This is a genomic window from Streptomyces sp. GbtcB6 (assembly GCF_019091475.1).
In the GTDB taxonomy this organism is placed as follows: Bacteria; Actinomycetota; Actinomycetes; order Streptomycetales; family Streptomycetaceae; genus Streptomyces; species Streptomyces hyaluromycini.
Genome location: NZ_JAGXJL010000013.1, coordinates 241,750 through 258,020 on the forward strand (window position 1 = coordinate 241,750; position 16,271 = coordinate 258,020).

Genomic DNA, 16,271 nt, shown 5'->3' on the forward strand with positions numbered 1-16,271 from the left:
AGGACGTGATCGTGCCCGCGGGACCCTTCCGGCGCGGCGGCCGGTCCCGACTGAGAGTGCCCACCCGTCGCACACACGCGCGCGTGACTACGATGGGCCAGCCGGGGTGGCCAGCAGGGGCCACACGGCGCAACGACCGTCGGGAAGGCCATGCTGAACAAGTACGCGCGTGCATTCTTCACGCGTGTCCTCACACCGTTCGCCGCGTTTCTCATCCGCCGGGGCGTGAGCCCGGACACGGTCACGCTCCTCGGCACGGCCGGAGTGGTCGCGGGCGCGCTGGTCTTCTTCCCCCGGGGCGAGTTCTTCTGGGGCACGATCGTGATCACGCTGTTCGTGTTCTCGGACCTGGTGGACGGCAACATGGCCCGCCAGCTGGGCCGCACCAGCCGCTGGGGGGCGTTCCTGGACTCCACCCTGGACCGGGTCGCCGACGGCGCGATCTTCGGCGGCTTCGCCCTCTGGTACGCGGGCAACGGGAACAACAACGTCCTGTGCGCCGTCTCCATCTTCTGCCTGGCCAGCGGCCAGGTGGTGTCGTACACCAAGGCGCGTGGCGAGTCGATCGGGCTGCCGGTGGCCGTCAACGGTCTCGTGGAGCGCGCCGAGCGCCTGGTGATCTCGCTGGTGGCGGCCGGTCTGGCCGGCTTCCACAAGTTCGGTGTCCCGGGCATCCAGATCCTGCTCCCGATCGCCCTGTGGATCGTCGCCGTGGGCAGCCTGGTCACCCTCGTCCAGCGGGTCGTCACGGTCCGCAGGGAGTCCGCCGAGGCGGAGGCCGCGGCCGAGCGGGAGAAGGCCTCCCACGGGAGCGAGGCCGCACAGTGACCACCGCCGACCGGCTCACCGACGCTCTGTACGGTCTCGGCTGGAGCACCGTCAAGAAGCTCCCCGAGCCGGTCGCCGTGCGCCTCGGGAACTCCGTCGCGGACCTCGCCTGGAAGCAGCGCGGCAAGGGCGTCCAGCGGCTTGAGTCCAACTACGCGCGCGTGCGGCCCGACGCCGGCCCCGAGCGGCTGCGCGAGCTCTCCCGCGCGGGCATGCGGTCGTACCTGCGCTACTGGATGGAGTCCTTCCGGCTGCCGTCCTGGAGCGAGGAACGGATCCGCACCGGCTTCGTCCCCAAGGACGTCCACCACCTCACCGACGGCCTCGCCTCCGACCGTGGTGTGATCCTCGCGCTGCCGCACCTGGCCAACTGGGACCTGGCCGGCGCCTGGGTCACCACCGAGCTGGAGACCCCGTTCACCACGGTCGCCGAGCGGCTCAAGCCCGAGACGCTGTACGACCGCTTCGTCGCCTACCGCGAGGGCCTCGGCATGGAGGTCCTGCCGCACAGCGGCGGCACCGCCTTCGGCACCCTGGCCCGCAGGCTGCGCGACGGCGGCCTGGTCTGCCTGGTCGCCGACCGCGACCTGTCCGCCTCCGGCATCGAGGTCGGCTTCTTCGGCGACACCGCGCGGATGCCCGCCGGACCCGCCCTGCTGGCCCAGCAGACCGGCGCGATACTCCTGCCCGTGACGCTCTGGTACGACGACACCCCCGTCATGAAGGGCCGCGTCCACGCCCCGATCGAGGTACCCGAGTCAGGTGACAAGGCCGCGAAGACGTCTGTCATGACACAGGCGCTGGCCGACGCCTTCGCCACCGGCATCGCCGACCATCCGGAGGACTGGCACATGCTGCAGCGCTTGTGGCTCGCCGACCTGGACCCCGCGAAGGGACCGTCGTGAGGATCGGCATCGTCTGCCCCTACTCCTGGGACGTCCCGGGGGGCGTCCAGTTCCACATCCGCGACCTCGCCGAGTACTTCATCCGCCTCGGCCACGACGTCTCCGTCCTGGCCCCCGCCGACGACGACACCCCGCTGCCGCCCTACGTCGTCTCGGCCGGCCGCGCGATCCCGGTGCCCTACAACGGCTCGGTGGCCCGCCTCAACTTCGGCTTCCTGTCCGCCGCGCGGGTGCGCCGCTGGCTGCACGACGGCGCGTTCGACGTGGTCCACATCCACGAGCCGACCTCCCCGTCCCTCGGCCTGCTGACCTGCTGGGCGGCCCAGGGCCCGATGGTGGCGACCTTCCACACCTCCAACCCGCGCTCCCGCGCGATGATCGCCGCGTACTCGATCCTCCAGGCCGCCCTGGAGAAGATCAGCGCCCGGATCGCGGTCAGCGAGTACGCCCGCCGCACGCTGGTGGAGCACCTCGGCGGGGACGCCGTCGTGATCCCCAACGGCGTCGACGTCGACTTCTTCGCCAAGGCCGAGCCGCGGCCCGAGTGGCAGGGCGACACGATCGGCTTCATCGGCCGCATCGACGAGCCCCGCAAGGGCCTCCCGGTGCTGATGAGGGCCCTCCCCAAGATCCTCGCGGCCCGCCCGCAGACCCGGCTCCTGGTGGCCGGCCGGGGCGACGAGGAGGCCGCGGTCGCGTCCCTCCCGGCCGAGCTGCGCTCCCGCGTCGAATTCCTCGGCATGGTCAGCGACGAGGACAAGGCCCGTTTCCTGCGCAGCCTCGACCTGTACATCGCGCCCAACACGGGGGGCGAGAGCTTCGGGATAATCCTGGTGGAAGCCCTGTCCGCCGGCGCTCCCGTCCTCGCCTCCGACCTCGACGCCTTCGTCCAGGTCCTGGACCAGGGGGCGGCGGGCGAACTCTTCGCCAACGAGGACGCGGACGCGCTGGCGGAAGCGGCGGTACGGCTCCTGGAGGACCCGGAGCGCCGGGCCGGGCTGCGCGCACGCGGCAGCGTGCACGTACGGCGTTTCGACTGGTCCACCGTGGGCGCGGACATCCTGTCCGTCTACGAGACGGTGACGGCGGGCGCGGCGGCGGTGGCGGCCGACGAGCGGTCGGGGCTGCGGGCGAGGTTCGGGCTGGCGCGGGACTAGGCGCTCCGCTGGGAGAGCCGCGATATCGGGAAGTGCCGCGATGTGACGTCTGACGGGTGCGGCGCCGTCGTGGCTGGTCGCGCAGTTTCCCGCGCCCCTTTGGGGCGCGTCCTGCAGGGACTAGGCATGCGGGGCGTCCTATAGCGTTCCGCCCGTGAGCGCTTCCCTCATCTGGACCCTCTGGATTCTCGCCGCCCTCGTGGTGATCGGCCTGTACCTCAGCTGGACCGCCGGCCGGCTGGACCGGCTGCACGCCCGGATCGACGCCGCCCGGGCCGCTCTCGACGCCCAGTTGCTGCGGCGCGCCTCCGTGGCCCAGGAGCTGGCGACCTCGGGTGTGCTGGATCCGGCCTCCTCGATCGTGCTGTACGAGGCCGCGCATGCCGCCCGGCAGGCCGAGGAGGAGCAGCGGGAGGTCGCCGAGAGCGAGCTGAGCCAGGCCCTGCGTGCGGTCTTCGAGCACCCGCAGCAGGTCGAGGAGGTCCGTCAGGCCCCCGGCGGCGAGGCCGCCGCCGGTGAGCTGGCCGAGGCCGTACGCCGGGTCCCGATGGCCCGCCGCTTCCACAACGACGCCGTCGGCGCGGCCCGCCGGCTGCGCGAGCACCGCAAGGTCCGCTGGTTCCGGCTGGCCGGACACGCCCCCTTCCCGCTGGCCTTCGAGATGGACGACGAACCGCCCGCCGCGCTGGTCGAGCGCACGGCCTGACCGGAAAACGATCCACCGCCTTCCCATTGGCCCTTGCTGTGGACTGGTCCACTCGCGTTTCCTCGGTGTTTGCAGAAACCCTCTTTTCCAGCGAGTGAGGTCACCCGTGTCCACCACTGAGAACCAGACCCCCGAGACCGGCACCGCCCGCGTGAAGCGCGGCATGGCCGAGCAGCTCAAGGGCGGCGTGATCATGGACGTCGTCACGCCGGACCAGGCGAAGATCGCCGAGGACGCGGGCGCCGTCGCCGTCATGGCCCTGGAGCGGGTCCCGGCCGACATCCGCAAGGACGGCGGGGTGGCCCGGATGTCCGACCCGGACATGATCGAGGGCATCATCGAGGCCGTGTCGATCCCGGTGATGGCCAAGTCCCGGATCGGCCACTTCGTCGAGGCCCAGGTCCTGCAGTCGCTCGGCGTCGACTACATCGACGAGTCCGAGGTCCTCACCCCGGCCGACGAGGTCAACCACTCCGACAAGTGGGCCTTCACCACCCCCTTCGTCTGCGGTGCCACCAACCTCGGTGAGGCCCTGCGCCGGATCGCCGAGGGCGCGGCCATGATCCGCTCCAAGGGCGAGGCCGGCACCGGCAACGTCGTCGAGGCCGTCCGCCACCTGCGGCAGATCAAGGCCGAGATCGCCAAGCTGCGCGGCTGCGACAACAACGAGCTGTACGCCGCCGCCAAGGAGCTGCGCGCCCCCTACGAGCTGGTCAAGGAAGTCGCCGAGCTCGGCAAGCTCCCCGTGGTGCTGTTCTCCGCCGGCGGCGTCGCCACCCCGGCCGACGCGGCCCTGATGCGCCAGCTCGGCGCCGAGGGCGTCTTCGTCGGCTCCGGCATCTTCAAGTCCGGCGACCCGGCCAAGCGCGCCGCCGCCATCGTCAAGGCGACCACCTTCTACGACGACCCGAAGATCATCGCGGACGCGTCCCGCAACCTCGGCGAGGCCATGGTCGGCATCAACTGCGACACCCTCCCCGAGGCCGAGCGCTACGCCAACCGCGGCTGGTAAGACCAAAGGGTTTCGCACACATGACCGACGCACCTGTCATAGGCGTCCTGGCCCTCCAGGGCGACGTACGGGAGCACCTCATCGCCCTGGCCGCGGCAGACGCCGTGGCCAGGCCGGTCAGGCGCCCCGAGGAACTCGCCGAGGTGGACGGCCTCGTCATCCCCGGCGGCGAGTCCACCACCATCTCCAAGCTGGCCGTCCTGTTCGGCGTGATGGAGCCCCTCCGCGCGCGCGTGCGGGCCGGAATGCCCGTCTACGGCACCTGCGCCGGCATGATCATGCTCGCCGACAAGATCCTCGACCCGCGCTCGGGCCAGGAGACCATCGGCGGCATCGACATGATCGTGCGGCGCAACGCCTTCGGGCGGCAGAACGAGTCGTTCGAGGCGTCGGTCGACGTACGCGGCATCGACGGCGATCCTGTAGAAGGCGTCTTCATCCGCGCCCCCTGGGTCGAGTCCGTCGGCGCCGGGGCCGAGGTGCTCGCCGAGCACGACGGCCACATCGTCGCGGTCCGCCAGGGCAACGCGCTCGCCACGTCGTTCCACCCGGAACTGACCGGCGACCACCGCGTGCACGCCCTGTTCGTCGACATGGTGCACGCGAAGCGGGCGACCGAGTCCTAGTAGGATCTCTGGCGTTCGTTGTTTGGATGGGTTACGCGAAGGAGACAGGCAGATGTCCGGCCACTCTAAATGGGCTACGACGAAGCACAAGAAGGCCGTGATCGATGCCAAGCGCGGCAAGCTCTTCGCGAAGCTGATCAAGAACATCGAGGTCGCGGCCCGTATGGGCGGCGTCGACATCGAGGGCAACCCGACTCTCTACGACGCCATCCAGAAGGCGAAGAAGCAGTCCGTCCCGAACAAGAACATCGACTCCGCGGTCAAGCGCGGCGGCGGTCTCGAGGCCGGCGGCGCCGACTACGAGACGATCATGTACGAGGGCTACGGCCCGAACGGCGTCGCGGTGCTCATCGAGTGCCTCACCGACAACCGCAACCGCGCCGCCTCCGACGTGCGCGTCGCCATGACCCGCAACGGCGGCTCCATGGCCGACCCGGGCTCGGTGTCGTACCTCTTCAACCGCAAGGGCGTCGTGATCGTCCCCAAGGGCGAGCTGTCCGAGGACGACGTCCTGGGTGCCGTCCTGGACGCGGGCGCCGAGGAGGTCAACGACCTGGGCGAGTCCTTCGAGGTGCTCAGCGAGGCCACCGACATGGTCGCGGTCCGCACCGCGCTCCAGGACTCCGGGATCGACTACGACTCCGCCGAGGCCAACTTCGTCCCGACCATGCAGGTCGAGCTGGACGAGGAAGGCGCCAAGAAGATCTTCAAGCTGATCGACGCCCTCGAGGACAGCGACGACGTGCAGAACGTCTTCGCCAACTTCGACGTGAGCGACGAGATCATGGAGAAGGTCGACGCGTAACGCCGCCGCGGGCTGAGCCGACCGAGCGGGCCGACGGGACACACCCGTCGGCCCGTCGTCATGTCGGCCGTTGTCGGTGGCACCCGCTAGCCTGCACAAACTGGGGGCACCTCCCAGCGACAGCTGGGGGAGACCGAAGGGAGGGGGGCGCGTGCGCGTACTGGGGGTGGACCCCGGGCTGACCCGGTGTGGTGTCGGTGTCGTCGAGGGCGTCGCCGGGCGGCCGCTCACCATGGTCGGCGTGGGGGTCGTACGGACGCCGGCGGACGCCGAACTCGGTCATCGGCTTGTCGCCATCGAGCAGGGCATCGAGCAGTGGCTGGACGAGCACCGGCCCGAATTCGTCGCCGTGGAACGGGTGTTCAGCCAGCACAACGTACGGACCGTGATGGGCACCGCCCAGGCCAGCGCCGTCGCCATGCTGTGCGCCGCCCGCCGGGGCATCCCCGTCGCCCTGCACACCCCCAGCGAGGTCAAGGCCGCCGTCACCGGCTCCGGACGCGCCGACAAGGCCCAGGTCGGCGCGATGGTCACCCGGCTGCTCAGACTGAGCGCCCCGCCCAAGCCCGCCGACGCCGCCGACGCCCTCGCGCTCGCCATCTGCCACATCTGGCGCGCCCCCGCACAGAACCGACTCCAGCAGGCCGTCGCCCTGCACGCAGCCAACGCAACGAAAGGCCGTACGGCATGATCGCCTTCGTCAGCGGCCCGATCGCCGCCCTCGCCCCGGACTCCGCGGTCGTCGAGGTGGGCGGGATCGGCATCGCCGTCCAGTGCACCCCCAACACCCTGTCCGGGCTGCGCATGGGCCAGCAGACCAAACTCGCCACCTCCCTGGTCGTACGCGAGGACTCGCTCACGCTGTACGGCTTCGTGGACGACGATGAACGCCAGACCTTCGAGCTGCTGCAGACGGCGAGCGGGGTCGGCCCGCGGCTCGCCCAGGCGATGCTCGCCGTGCACAACCCGGACGCGCTGCGCCGCGCGGTCGCCACGGGTGACGAGAAGGCGCTGATCGCCGTCCCCGGCATCGGCAAGAAGGGCGCGCAGAAGCTGCTCCTCGAACTCAAGGACCGGCTCGGCGAGCCGATCGGCGCTCCCGCGATCGGTGCGCCGATCAGCCAGGGCTGGCGCGATCAGCTGCACGCCGCCCTGATCGGGCTCGGCTACGCGACCCGGGAGGCCGACGAGGCCGTCACCGCCGTCGCCCCGCAGGCCGAGGCCGCCGGGGGCCCGCCCCAGGTCGGCCCGCTGCTCAAGGCGGCCCTGCAGACCCTCAACCGCGCCCGCTGACCCCACCACCGCTGAGGCACATCACTTATGAACTGGGACGACACGACCGATACCGGCGCCGACGCGGAGCGGCTGGTGGGCGCCGTCGCCGACCGTGAGGACCAGGCCGTCGAGGCCGCCCTGCGCCCCAAGGACCTGGGCGAGTTCATCGGCCAGGAGAAGGTCCGCGAGCAGCTCGACCTGGTGCTGCGCGCCGCACGCGCGCGTGGCGCCACCGCCGACCACGTGCTGCTCTCCGGCGCCCCCGGCCTGGGCAAGACCACCCTCTCCCTGATCATCGCGGCCGAGATGGGCGCCCCGATCCGCATCACCTCGGGCCCCGCCATCCAGCACGCCGGCGACCTGGCCGCGATCCTCTCCTCCCTCCAGGAGGGCGAGGTGCTCTTCCTCGACGAGATCCACCGCATGTCGCGGCCCGCCGAGGAGATGCTGTACATGGCGATGGAGGACTTCCGCGTCGACGTGATCGTCGGCAAGGGCCCGGGTGCCACCGCCATCCCCCTCGAACTGCCGCCGTTCACCCTGGTCGGCGCCACCACGCGCGCGGGCCTGCTGCCGCCCCCGCTGCGCGACCGCTTCGGCTTCACCGCGCACATGGAGTTCTACGAACCGCGCGAGCTGGAGCGGGTCGTGCACCGCTCGGCGAATCTGCTGGACGTCGAGATCGAGCCGGCCGGCGCCGCCGAGATCGCCGGCCGCTCGCGCGGCACGCCCCGCATCGCCAACCGGCTGCTGCGCCGGGTCCGCGACTACGCCCAGGTCAAGGCGGACGGGCTGATCACACGCGAGATCGCGCACGCGGCGCTCGCCGTCTACGAGGTGGACGAGCGCGGCCTGGACCGGCTGGACCGCGCCGTCCTGGAGGCCCTGCTCAAGCTGTTCGGCGGCGGCCCGGTCGGCCTGTCCACGCTTGCGGTGGCGGTGGGGGAGGAGCGCGAGACGGTCGAGGAGGTCGCGGAGCCCTTCCTGGTCCGCGAGGGCCTGCTGGCCCGCACCCCGCGCGGCCGCGTCGCCACCCCCGCCGCCTGGGCCCACCTGGGTCTGACCGCCCCGCGCGGCGCGGCGGGCGGAACCGGCCAGCAGGACCTGTTCGGCACCTGACGCGGGCGCGGCGACGGTTCGCCGGTGGCCGGGCCGTGCTCCGGGCGTCCGGCCCGCGGTCAGCCGGACCCCGACCGTGCGCACGTCCGGCATCCGGGCCGTTACCGAGGGGAACGTGCAGCGCACGCCGTATCCTGGGAGCGGCCCCGGTGTCCGCAGTCACGGCCGGGACACCCCGTCGCCCTTCGACCAGGCCTCGGCCGCAGACGTGATCGCTTCGTGACGGCGGGGCATTGGCGGGCCCAGGAACCCAGGTGCCATGCTGAGCGTTGTTCCATGCGCGCGGACTCGCTTAGACTCCGCCGATGCCGCCTTTGCGGGCGGCGCCGACCACACCCCCATCATCCAGGCCGCTCACCGCCGCGGCTGCGCGAAGGAAATTCCGTCCCGTGAATAGCTTGCCTCTTCTCGTGTTCATCGTCCTCATCGCGGCCATGTTCCTGATGACGCGTTCCACCAGGAAGCGTCAGCAGCAGGCCACGCAGATGCGGAACGAGATCCAGCCCGGCAACGGGGTCCGCACCATCGGGGGCATGTACGCGACGGTCAAGGAAGTGAACGAGGACACGGTCCTCCTCGACGCCGGCCCGGGCGTCGACCTCCTCTTCGCGAAGAACTCGATCGGCGCCATCCTCACGGACGACGAGTACAACCGCATCGTGCACGGCGTCGAGCACGACCTGAAGTCCGACGCCGACGTCGTCCCGGACGACGCCTCCTCCCTCACCGAGACCGACGGCGAGTCCGCCGACGCTGCCGCCGCCTCCGACGACAAGGCCGTCGACCTCGGGAAGAAGGACGCCGCCGAGGACAAGACGGAGGACGCGGAGGACAAGACCGACGGACCGGCCGAGGAGGCCGCGACCGCCGAGGCGAAGGCTGACGAAGAGCCGAAGAAGACCGACGGCGACTCCGACGCGAAGTAGCCGTGACCCGGGGAGCGGTGCGCGCGTCCCACGCGCACCCCGTGCCCCGGGCGCGTCTGTTTCCCGCACGGGATCCCGACACCATGTGATGGCCGACCGCACCGACCAGGCGCGCGGCGGCCCGAGAGGGAGTACGAGAAGGTGGCAGCACCTAAGAGGGGCCGGAGCGCGAGCGCCCAGAGCAAGCCAGGGCGCTCGCTGGCCCTCATCCTGATCGCCATCGCGGCGCTCACCGGAGGAATGTTCGCCTCCGGAAACACCACTCCGCGTCTCGGTATCGACCTGGCCGGTGGTACGAGCATCACGCTTCAGGCGGAGAACGAGCCGGGCCAGCCCAACGCGATCAACAAGACCAACATGGACACCGCGGTCGCGATCATGAACCGTCGTGTCAACGGTCTGGGCGTATCCGAGACGGAGGTCCAGACCCAGGGCTCAAAGAACATCATCGTCAACATCCCCAAGGGCACCAACTCCGCAGAGGCCCGCAAGCAGGTCGGCACCACCGCGAAGCTGTACTTCCGCCCGGTCCTGGCCCAGGAAGCCAGCGCCGGCGCCACGGCCAGCGCCTCCCCGAGCGCGTCCGCCAGCGGCAGCTCCAGCGCCTCCCCGAGTACCTCCCCGTCGAGCAGCGCGTCGTCGTCCCAGAAGGCGACCGGGTCGTCCTCCGCCTCGCCGTCGTCCTCGGCCACCTCCCAGGGCCGCGCGGTCACCGACGCCCTGAAGGCCGGCTCCACGGCTTCGTCCTCGGCGTCCGCCTCCTCGTCGGCGAGCCCCTCCGCCACCTCCTCGGCCGACGCGAGCGCCTCCGCCGCGGCCTCGAAGCTGGAGGCCGAGTACACCGCGCTGGACTGCTCCAAGACCACCCAGCGCGCCACGGCCGGCAAGTCCGCCAAGCCGAGCGACACCACCGTGGCCTGCGGCAAGATCGACGATGTCTGGTACAAGTACGTCCTCGGCCCGGCCCGCGTCGACGGCACCGACGTCAAGAAGGCCCAGGCCGTCTTCGACACGCAGGGCGCCTCCGGCTGGCAGGTCCAGATGACCTTCACCGGCAGCGGATCCAAGAAGTTCGCGGACGTCACCGGCGAGCTCGCCAAGAACGCCTCCCAGCCGACGAACGAGTTCGGCATCGTCCTCGACGGCGAGGTCGTCTCCAGCCCGACCGTGAGCCAGTCCATCACCGGCGGCTCCGCGGAGATCTCCGGCAGCTTCACCCAGACCGAGGCCCAGAGCCTGGCGAACGTGCTGTCGTACGGCGCCCTCCCGCTCTCCTTCCGCACGGAGAGCGTCACCACCGTCACTGCCGCCCTCGGCGGCCAGCAGCTGCACGCCGGTCTGCTTGCCGGTGCCATCGGTCTCGCGCTCGTCATCATCTACCTGGTGGCCTTCTACCGCGGTCTGTCGCTCGTCGCGATCCCCTCGCTGCTGGTGTCCGCGGCCCTCACCTACACGATCATGTCGCTGCTCGGCCCCACGATCCACTTCGCGCTCAACCTGCCGGCCGTCTGCGGTGCGATCGTCGCGATCGGCATCACAGCGGACTCGTTCATCGTGTTCTTCGAACGCATCCGGGACGAGATCCGCGAGGGCCGCACGCTGCGCCCCGCCGTCGAGCGGGCCTGGCCGCGTGCCCGGCGCACCATCCTGGTCTCCGACTTCGTGTCGTTCCTGGCCGCCGCCGTGCTGTTCATCGTGACCGTCGGCAAGGTGCAGGGCTTCGCGTTCACCCTCGGTCTGACCACCGTGCTGGACGTGGTCGTCGTCTTCTTCTTCACCAAGCCGCTGATGACGCTCCTCGCCCGGCGTAAGTTCTTCGCGAGCGGCCACAAGTGGTCCGGGCTCGACCCGAAGGGCCTGGGCGCCAAGGCGCCGCTGCGCCGCACCCGCCGTCCCGCCGGCCCCGTCGCCGGTCCCGTCGACCCGAAGGAAGCGTGAGCGATGTCGAAACTCGGCAACCTCGGCGCCCGACTCCACCGCGGCGAGATCAGCTACGACTTCATCGGCAAGCGCAAGATCTGGTACGGCGTCTCCATCCTGATCACCATCACGGCCATCGTCGGCCTGGCGGTGCGCGGCCTGAACATGGGCATCGACTTCCAGGGCGGCGCCGTCTTCACCACCTCGAAGACCAGTGTCTCGGTGTCCCAGGCGGAGACCTACGCGAAGGAGGCCTCCGGCCACGACGCGGTCGTGCAGAAGCTCGGCACGGGCGGTCTGCGCATCCAGATCGCCGGCATGGACACCGCGAAGTCGGACGCGACCAAGGCCAAGCTGGCCACGGAGATGAAGGTGGACCCCGAGTCCATCAACTCCGACCTGGTCGGCCCGAGCTGGGGTGACGAGATCGCCAACAAGGCCTGGGAGGGCCTCGGCATCTTCATGGTCCTCGTGGTGATCTACCTGGCGATCGCCTTCGAGTGGCGGATGGCGCTCGCGGCCCTGGTCGCGCTGATCCACGACATCACCATCACGACCGGTATCTACGCCCTGGTCGGCTTCGAGGTCACGCCCGGCACGGTCATCGGTCTGCTGACGATCCTCGGTTACTCGCTCTACGACACGGTCGTCGTCTTCGACAGCCTCAAGGAGCAGACGAAGGACATCACCAAGCAGACCCGCTTCACCTACAGCGACATCGCCAACCACTCGATCAACGGCACCCTGGTCCGTTCGATCAACACCACGGTCGTCGCACTGCTGCCGGTCGCGGGCCTGCTGTTCATCGGCGGCGGCTTCCTCGGCGCGGGCACGCTCAACGACATCTCGCTGTCGCTGTTCGTCGGTCTCGCCGCCGGCGCCTACTCCTCGATCTTCATCGCCACGCCGCTCGTCGCCGACCTCAAGGAGGCCGAGCCGCAGATGAAGGCCCTGAAGAAGCGCGTCCTCGCCAAGCGCGCCCAGGCCGCCGCCGAGGAGGAGATGGCCGAGGTCCGGGTCGGCGGCTCCGAGGACGCCGAGGACGCCGCTCCGGCCGTCGTCGGCCCGCGCAACCAGCCCGCGTCCCGTAACCGGGGCGGCCGCGGCCGGCCCTCGGGGAAGCGCCGATGACCGACATCAAGGAGCTGCTGCTCAGCCGCATCCGGGACGTCGAGGACTACCCGGAGCAGGGCGTGATGTTCAAGGACATCACGCCGCTGCTCGCGGACCCTGCCGCGTTCACCGCGCTCACCGACGCACTCGCCGGGATCGCCGCCGAGACCGGCGCCACCAAGGTCGTCGGCCTGGAGGCGCGGGGCTTCATCCTGGGTGCCCCGGTCGCCGTGCGGGCCGGGCTCGGCTTCATCCCCGTGCGCAAGGCGGGCAAGCTCCCCGGAGCCACCCTCCGGCAGGCCTACGAGCTGGAGTACGGCTCCGCCGAGATCGAGGTGCACGCCGAGGACCTGTCCGCGGGCGACCGCGTCATGGTCGTCGACGACGTGCTCGCCACCGGCGGCACCGCCGAGGCCTCGATCCGGCTGATCCACCGCGCCGGCGCCGAGGTCGCGGGCGTCGCGGTCCTGATGGAGCTGGGCTTCCTGGGCGGACGGGCCCGTCTGGAATCCGCCCTCAAGGGCGCCCCCTTGGAGGCCGTGCTCACCATCTGAGCGGAGATGGAGACGACGTAGCCCCGGGTGCGATTCAATGCGCACCCGGGGCCGCTTCATTTTTCCGTGCTATTCACGGAATCCGGCTGATTTCGAAATCAGCAGTCCTCGATGTCGTTGGTTATGATGGTGCCGGGCTCCTTGAGGTGTCCCTTCTCGTCGCCCGCAGCGGTGATGCGGTGCAGGTTGTTCTCCGCACCGTCCTTCCACCACACGCACAGGTGCTGCGTCGTGCTGCACGTGTTGTGGTAGTAGATGGTGGTCGTGGTGGTGCCGTCCGCCCAAGACCAGTTGAAGCACCCCGAGCTACCTCGGTGCGTCGACATGGGGGCCGCGGTCGCAGCCTGCGCGGGAAGCGCGAAAGCCGCGCTCATACCCACGGCCAGAGCCGCAGCAGCCACTGTCTTTCCGAACATTCTCATGCTCATCCCGTTTCTTTTTCTTTGAAAGCGGAATAGGTCAATTTCTTCCGCTTCCGGGTCGAAGTGGATCTTATGTAGCGGCTGATGTTCGAGTCAACAGAATTAATGGTCTCGATTTTCCCGATCTGTCCAATTGGCGAGTTTTCGGAAGAGGGTTTCCGGGTTCTGTTGCAGGGATAGGGAATCCGGTGGCAGCCGCCCGTGTTACCCCGGTGGACCGCTCTCACTTCGGCCTGAAGGCGATCCCGGAGCCCGGGATCGCTACCATGGGTCATCCGGAGCCTGACCGGGGACCCGGATCGCGCACGAGGAGCCCTCTTGCCAGACGAGGCCCAGCCACTTACCGCCGCCAAGCCCGAGCCCGCCTCGGCCCCCGCGGCCAAGCCCGCGCCGAACGTGTCGCAGACGAAGAACGACACCCGTGGGCCGGTCGAGCACGCCCAGTCCGCGCCGGCCGAGAAGTCGGCGGAGTCCTCGCGCCCCAAACCGGCCCCTTCCGAGCGTCCGGCGGCCCGCCCCAACACCGGCCAGCCCGCGCGCTCCGGCTCCTCCAACCGCGTCCGCGCCCGCCTGGCCCGCCTCGGCGTGCAGCGCGCGAACCCGTACAACCCGGTCCTGGAGCCGCTGCTGCGCATAGTCCGCAGCAACGACCCCAAGATCGAGAACGCCACCCTGCGCCAGATCGAGCGCGCCTACCAGGTCGCCGAGCGCTGGCACCGCGGCCAGAAGCGCAAGAGCGGCGACCCGTACATCACCCACCCGCTCGCGGTGACCACCATCCTCGCCGAGCTGGGCATGGACCCGGCGACCCTGATGGCGGGCCTGCTGCACGACACCGTCGAGGACACCGAGTACGGCCTGGAGGACCTGCGCCGCGACTTCGGCGACGTCGTCGCGCTGCTCGTCGACGGCGTGACCAAGCTGGACAAGGTCAAGTTCGGCGAGGCCGCGCAGGCCGAGACCGTGCGCAAGATGGTCGTCGCCATGGCCAAGGACCCGCGCGTCCTGGTCATCAAGCTCGCCGACCGCCTGCACAACATGCGCACCATGCGCTACCTCAAGCGCGAGAAGCAGGAGAAGAAGGCGCGCGAGACCCTCGAGATCTACGCGCCGCTCGCCCACCGGCTGGGCATGAACACCATCAAGTGGGAACTTGAGGACCTCGCGTTCGCGATCCTCTACCCCAAGATGTACGACGAGATCGTCCGGCTGGTCGCCGAGCGCGCCCCGAAGCGCGACGAATACCTGGCCATAGTGACCGACGAGGTCCAGGCCGACCTGCGGGCCGCCCGGATCAAGGCGACCGTCACCGGCCGCCCGAAGCACTACTACAGCGTCTACCAGAAGATGATCGTCCGCGGCCGGGACTTCGCGGAGATCTACGACCTGGTGGGCATCCGCGTCCTGGTGGACACCGTCCGCGACTGCTACGCGGCCCTGGGCACCGTCCACGCGCGCTGGAACCCGGTTCCGGGGCGCTTCAAGGACTACATCGCGATGCCCAAGTTCAACATGTACCAGTCGCTGCACACGACGGTCATCGGCCCCAACGGCAAGCCGGTCGAACTCCAGATCCGTACGTTCGACATGCACCGCCGCGCTGAGTACGGCATCGCCGCGCACTGGAAGTACAAGCAGGAGGCCGTCGCCGGCGCCTCCAAGGTCCGCACCGACGTGCCGAAGTCGTCCGGCAAGGGCAAGGACGACCACCTCAACGACATGGCGTGGCTGCGGCAGTTGCTGGACTGGCAGAAGGAGACCGAGGACCCCAGCGAGTTCCTGGAGTCCCTGCGCTTCGACCTGTCCCGCAACGAGGTCTTCGTCTTCACGCCCAAGGGCGACGTCATAGCGCTCCCGGCGGGGGCCACCCCCGTCGACTTCGCGTACGCCGTCCACACCGAGGTCGGCCACCGGACGATAGGCGCGCGGGTCAACGGCCGCCTGGTGCCGCTCGAATCGACGCTGGACAACGGCGACCTGGTCGAGGTCTTCACCTCCAAGGCACCCGGCGCCGGCCCCTCCCGCGACTGGCTCGGCTTCGTCAAGTCACCGCGCGCCCGCAACAAGATCCGGGGCTGGTTCTCCAAGGAGCGCCGGGACGAGGCGATCGAGCAGGGCAAGGACGCCATCGTCCGCGCGATGCGCAAGCAGAACCTGCCGATCCAGCGCATCCTCACCGGCGACTCGCTGGTCACGCTGGCGCACGAGATGCGCTATCCGGACATCTCCTCGCTGTACGCGGCGATCGGCGAGGGCCACGTGGCCGCGCAGAACGTCGTGCAGAAGCTGGTGCAGGCGCTCGGCGGCGAGGAGGCGGCCACCGAGGAGATCGACGAGGCGGTCCCGCCGACCCGCGGCCGCCGCAGCAAGCGGCGCAGCAACCAGGACCCCGGCGTGGTCGTGAAGGGCGTCGACGACGTCTGGGTCAAGCTGGCCCGCTGCTGTACGCCGGTGCCCGGCGACCCGATCATCGGCTTCGTCACGCGCGGTAGCGGTGTATCGGTTCACCGCAGCGACTGCGTCAACGTGGAGTCACTGTCCCGCGAGCCCGAGCGCATCCTCGACGTCGAGTGGGCGCCCACCCAGTCCTCGGTCTTCCTGGTCGCCATCCAGGTCGAGGCCCTGGACCGCTCCCGACTGCTGTCGGACGTCACCCGCGTCCTGTCCGACCAGCACGTCAACATCCTCTCCGCGGCCGTCCAGACCTCCCGCGACCGGGTGGCCACCTCCCGCTTCACCTTCGAGATGGGCGACCCCAAGCACCTGGGCCACGTCCTGAAGGCCGTACGGGGCGTGGAGGGCGTGTACGACGTCTACCGGGTCACCTCGGCGCGCAACCGGTCGTAGCGGCAGCCGGGTATACGACGAGAGGGGCCCCGTACGCCGCGTACGGGGCCCCTCTC

16 protein-coding genes are annotated in these 16,271 nt (G+C 70.2%); 15 read left to right on the forward strand and 1 reads right to left on the reverse strand.

Features of this window, described 5'->3' with window-relative positions; translation table 11 throughout:
* The first annotated feature begins 150 nt into the window (after positions 1–150).
* The 14 genes from pgsA (at position 151) to KVT45_RS23680 (ending at position 12,946) form a co-directional block, all read left to right on the forward strand.
* Positions 151–828: a phosphatidylinositol phosphate synthase gene (pgsA, locus tag KVT45_RS23615; protein ID WP_217550557.1), complete on the forward strand. Its 678-nt coding sequence runs from the start codon at positions 151–153 to the stop codon at positions 826–828.
* Positions 825–1,733, forward strand: a complete 909-nt coding sequence (locus KVT45_RS23620; protein ID WP_217550559.1) for a phosphatidylinositol mannoside acyltransferase — start codon at positions 825–827, stop codon at positions 1,731–1,733. The genes pgsA and KVT45_RS23620 overlap by 4 nt, the downstream gene beginning before the upstream one ends.
* Positions 1,730–2,890 carry a glycosyltransferase family 4 protein gene (locus KVT45_RS23625; protein WP_217550561.1) on the forward strand — a complete coding sequence of 387 codons (1,161 nt, stop codon included), beginning with the start codon at positions 1,730–1,732 and terminating at the stop codon, positions 2,888–2,890. Before KVT45_RS23620 ends, KVT45_RS23625 begins: the two co-directional genes overlap by 4 nt.
* Before the next feature lie 154 nt (positions 2,891–3,044).
* Complete coding sequence (locus tag KVT45_RS23630) at positions 3,045–3,596, forward strand: hypothetical protein (protein ID WP_217550563.1); 552 nt, start codon at positions 3,045–3,047, stop codon at positions 3,594–3,596.
* Positions 3,597–3,759: 163 nt separating this feature from the next.
* Positions 3,760–4,608: a pyridoxal 5'-phosphate synthase lyase subunit PdxS gene (gene pdxS, locus KVT45_RS23635; protein ID WP_254647266.1), complete on the forward strand. Its 849-nt coding sequence runs from the start codon at positions 3,760–3,762 to the stop codon at positions 4,606–4,608.
* Positions 4,609–4,628: 20 nt separating this feature from the next.
* On the forward strand, positions 4,629–5,234 hold the full coding sequence (gene pdxT / locus KVT45_RS23640; RefSeq protein WP_217550567.1) for a pyridoxal 5'-phosphate synthase glutaminase subunit PdxT: 606 nt from the start codon (positions 4,629–4,631) through the stop codon (positions 5,232–5,234).
* A 52-nt stretch (positions 5,235–5,286) separates the two neighbouring features.
* Positions 5,287–6,039 carry a YebC/PmpR family DNA-binding transcriptional regulator gene (locus KVT45_RS23645; protein ID WP_217550568.1) on the forward strand — a complete coding sequence of 251 codons (753 nt, stop codon included), beginning with the start codon at positions 5,287–5,289 and terminating at the stop codon, positions 6,037–6,039.
* 151 nt (positions 6,040–6,190) lie between these two features.
* Complete coding sequence (gene ruvC, locus KVT45_RS23650; RefSeq protein ID WP_089103224.1) at positions 6,191–6,730, forward strand: crossover junction endodeoxyribonuclease RuvC; 540 nt, start codon at positions 6,191–6,193, stop codon at positions 6,728–6,730.
* Complete coding sequence (ruvA, locus tag KVT45_RS23655; RefSeq protein ID WP_217550570.1) at positions 6,727–7,332, forward strand: Holliday junction branch migration protein RuvA; 606 nt, start codon at positions 6,727–6,729, stop codon at positions 7,330–7,332. The genes ruvC and ruvA overlap by 4 nt, the downstream gene beginning before the upstream one ends.
* Before the next feature lie 27 nt (positions 7,333–7,359).
* The gene (gene ruvB / locus KVT45_RS23660) at positions 7,360–8,433 is read left to right on the forward strand and encodes a Holliday junction branch migration DNA helicase RuvB (RefSeq protein WP_217550572.1); all 1,074 of its coding nucleotides are present in this window, start codon (positions 7,360–7,362) and stop codon (positions 8,431–8,433) included.
* A gap of 389 nt (positions 8,434–8,822) precedes the next feature.
* Positions 8,823–9,359 (forward strand): preprotein translocase subunit YajC, encoded by a 537-nt coding sequence (gene yajC, locus KVT45_RS23665; RefSeq protein WP_217550574.1) that lies wholly within the window; start codon positions 8,823–8,825, stop codon positions 9,357–9,359.
* A gap of 141 nt (positions 9,360–9,500) precedes the next feature.
* A complete protein-coding gene (gene secD / locus KVT45_RS23670; RefSeq protein ID WP_217550576.1) occupies positions 9,501–11,297 on the forward strand; it encodes a protein translocase subunit SecD in 1,797 nt (598 codons plus the stop codon).
* A gap of 3 nt (positions 11,298–11,300) precedes the next feature.
* Positions 11,301–12,410, forward strand: a complete 1,110-nt coding sequence (gene secF, locus KVT45_RS23675) for a protein translocase subunit SecF (protein ID WP_217550577.1) — start codon at positions 11,301–11,303, stop codon at positions 12,408–12,410.
* Positions 12,407–12,946 carry an adenine phosphoribosyltransferase gene (locus tag KVT45_RS23680; protein WP_217550579.1) on the forward strand — a complete coding sequence of 180 codons (540 nt, stop codon included), beginning with the start codon at positions 12,407–12,409 and terminating at the stop codon, positions 12,944–12,946. Before secF ends, KVT45_RS23680 begins: the two co-directional genes overlap by 4 nt.
* 98 nt (positions 12,947–13,044) lie before the next feature.
* Here the strand turns inward: KVT45_RS23680 and KVT45_RS23685 are convergent, their stop codons facing one another.
* The gene (locus tag KVT45_RS23685) at positions 13,045–13,272 is read right to left on the reverse strand and encodes a hypothetical protein (protein WP_217550581.1); all 228 of its coding nucleotides are present in this window, start codon (positions 13,270–13,272) and stop codon (positions 13,045–13,047) included.
* A gap of 414 nt (positions 13,273–13,686) precedes the next feature.
* Here KVT45_RS23685 and KVT45_RS23690 point away from each other — a divergent pair, with 414 nt between their 5' ends.
* On the forward strand, positions 13,687–16,215 hold the full coding sequence (locus KVT45_RS23690) for a bifunctional (p)ppGpp synthetase/guanosine-3',5'-bis(diphosphate) 3'-pyrophosphohydrolase (RefSeq protein WP_217550583.1): 2,529 nt from the start codon (positions 13,687–13,689) through the stop codon (positions 16,213–16,215).
* Positions 16,216–16,271: the final 56 nt, after the last annotated feature.

Coding starts and splice junctions, on each gene's coding strand:
- pgsA (WP_217550557.1), top strand. CDS start 151: ATGCTGAACAAGTACGCGCGTGCATTCTTCACGCGTGTCCTCACACCG.
- pdxS (WP_254647266.1), top strand. CDS start 3,760: ATGGCCGAGCAGCTCAAGGGCGGCGTGATCATGGACGTCGTCACGCCG.
- pdxT (WP_217550567.1), top strand. CDS start 4,629: ATGACCGACGCACCTGTCATAGGCGTCCTGGCCCTCCAGGGCGACGTA.
- KVT45_RS23645 (WP_217550568.1), top strand. CDS start 5,287: ATGTCCGGCCACTCTAAATGGGCTACGACGAAGCACAAGAAGGCCGTG.
- ruvA (WP_217550570.1), top strand. CDS start 6,727: ATGATCGCCTTCGTCAGCGGCCCGATCGCCGCCCTCGCCCCGGACTCC.
- ruvB (WP_217550572.1), top strand. CDS start 7,360: ATGAACTGGGACGACACGACCGATACCGGCGCCGACGCGGAGCGGCTG.
- secF (WP_217550577.1), top strand. CDS start 11,301: ATGTCGAAACTCGGCAACCTCGGCGCCCGACTCCACCGCGGCGAGATC.
- KVT45_RS23680 (WP_217550579.1), top strand. CDS start 12,407: ATGACCGACATCAAGGAGCTGCTGCTCAGCCGCATCCGGGACGTCGAG.
- KVT45_RS23685 (WP_217550581.1), bottom strand. CDS start 13,272: ATGTCGACGCACCGAGGTAGCTCGGGGTGCTTCAACTGGTCTTGGGCG.